Annotated in this window: 2 protein-coding genes and 1 pseudogene; 2 read left to right on the forward strand and 1 reads right to left on the reverse strand. The window is 61.6% G+C overall.

Annotated elements, in window-relative coordinates; genetic code table 11:
• Window positions 1–846 (forward strand): IS66 family transposase (gene tnpC, locus C7G61_RS42640; RefSeq protein ID WP_108523401.1); only part of this gene is annotated, 846 nt, incomplete at its 5' end.
• On the opposite strand, the gene C7G61_RS42645 is transcribed toward tnpC, so the two are convergent.
• Complete coding sequence (locus tag C7G61_RS42645; protein WP_108523402.1) at window positions 827–1060, reverse strand: DUF6429 family protein; 234 nt, start codon at window positions 1058–1060, stop codon at window positions 827–829. The genes tnpC and C7G61_RS42645 overlap by 20 nt on opposite strands.
• Before the next feature lie 46 nt (window positions 1061–1106).
• Here C7G61_RS42645 and C7G61_RS42650 point away from each other — a divergent pair.
• Window positions 1107–1683 (forward strand): annotated as a pseudogene (locus C7G61_RS42650) (IS256 family transposase); the annotation flags it as partial.

Consider the following 1683-nt stretch of genomic DNA (forward strand, 5'->3'; position numbering starts at 1 on the left):
ATCCAGGCCAAAGACAAATGCACGACCGGGCGAATATGGACCTACGTGTGCGATGACCGGCCCTACGGCGGAGCGGCAGCGCCGGCGGCAATATACTATGCTTCGAGTAACCGGCGCGGCGAGCATCCGCAGAAGCACCTGGCCAGATATGGCGGCATTCTGCAGAGTGATTGTTACAATGGCTTCGAGCCGCTCAGTGTCGCCGAAAAGAAAGCGGTACCGATCACCTTCGCCTTTTGTCATGCGCACGCGCGGCGCAAATTCTTTGAACTGGCCGACATCCAGAAAAGTGCCCGCGACCGCAAACGCAAAGGCAAGCCTATCTCGCCGATCGCATTGGAGGCCGTCCAACGGTACGACGCGCTGTTTGAGATCGAGCGCCAGATCAATGGATTGAGCGCCGAAGAACGACTGGCCGCGCGGCAGGAAAAGAGCAAGCCGCTGTTCGATGACATGCACGAGTGGCTGAAACGGGAGCGCGCCACGCTCAGCAAATCGTCCGAGGTGATCGAGCCGATCGATTACATGCTGAAGCGCTGGGATGGCTTTGCCCGTTTCCTGGAAGATGGCCGGATTTGTCTCACGAACAATGCGGCCGAGCGCGCTCTGAGAGGAATTGCACTCGGGCGCCGAAACTGGACCTTCGCCGGTTCCCAGCGTGGGGCCGATCGAGCCGCCATCATGCTCACCTTCATCACGACCTGCCGTCTCAACGACGTCGACCCAAAGGCGTGGCTCGCCGATGTGTTCGCCCGCATCGCCGATCTTCCTGTCTCCCGCCTGCACGAACTGCTGCCTTGGCAATGGAAGTCACACAAAGGGACGACTATTGCGGCGGCCGCGTAAACAGCTCCCGGAACAATGCTTCCGAACGCTCCAAGCCTTCATCGGTCAAGATCAATGACTTCGACTTGTTGACTGGGTCGCCGATCAAGCCCTTCTTGTGAAGCCGATCCGTCGTTGCCCAGTCGAAGCCCTTCCAGGCACAACGCTCGTTATGCAGCGTCAGCCATAACAGCGCCAAAACGGCATCGTCGATCTTGTCCTCATCGATCTCCATGAACCGACGTTACCACGCGCGGCACCCAAAATCCCGCGGCCCCGCTCGGATGGATACCCTGGATGCCTTGCTGCCGATCCTCTACCTGCGTGGGCTCTCCACCGGTGACTTCCAGGAAGCTCTGGCTGCCTTGCTCGGCACGGACGCGCCCAACCTCTCGCCCTCGGTGGTCACCCGGCTCACCAGCGAATGGCAGGGCGAATACGAGCGTTGGCAGGCGCGGGATCTCTCGGCCCGGCATTACGTCTATGTCTGGGCCGACGGCGTCTATCTCCAGGCGCGGATGGAGGATCAGGCTGAATGCATGCTGGTGCTGATCGGCGCCACGCCGGAGGGCAGGAAGGAGCTGGTCGGCTTCCAGACCGGCGTGCGCGAGAGCGCCCAGAGCTGGCGCGAGTTGCTCGTCGAGGTCAAACGCAGGGGCCTGACCATCCCGCCCCGGATTGCTGTTGGGGACGGGGCACTGGGCTTCTGGAAGGCGCTCGACGAGCTATTCCCCGGCACCCATCATCAGAGGTGCTGGCTGCACAAGACCGCCAACGTGCTCAACAAGGTGCCGAAATCTGTTCAGCCGGGCATGAAGGTGGCCCTGCGCGAGATTTATCTCGCGCCCACCCGAGCCC

The sequence above is a fragment of the Bradyrhizobium algeriense genome, from assembly GCF_003062295.1.
GTDB lineage: Bacteria > Pseudomonadota > Alphaproteobacteria > Rhizobiales > Xanthobacteraceae > Bradyrhizobium > Bradyrhizobium algeriense.

Bases quoted from the DNA above. Each gene is read 5' to 3' on its own strand.
- C7G61_RS42645 (WP_108523402.1), bottom strand. From the start codon at position 1,060: ATGGAGATCGATGAGGACAAGATCGACGATGCCGTTTTGGCGCTGTTA.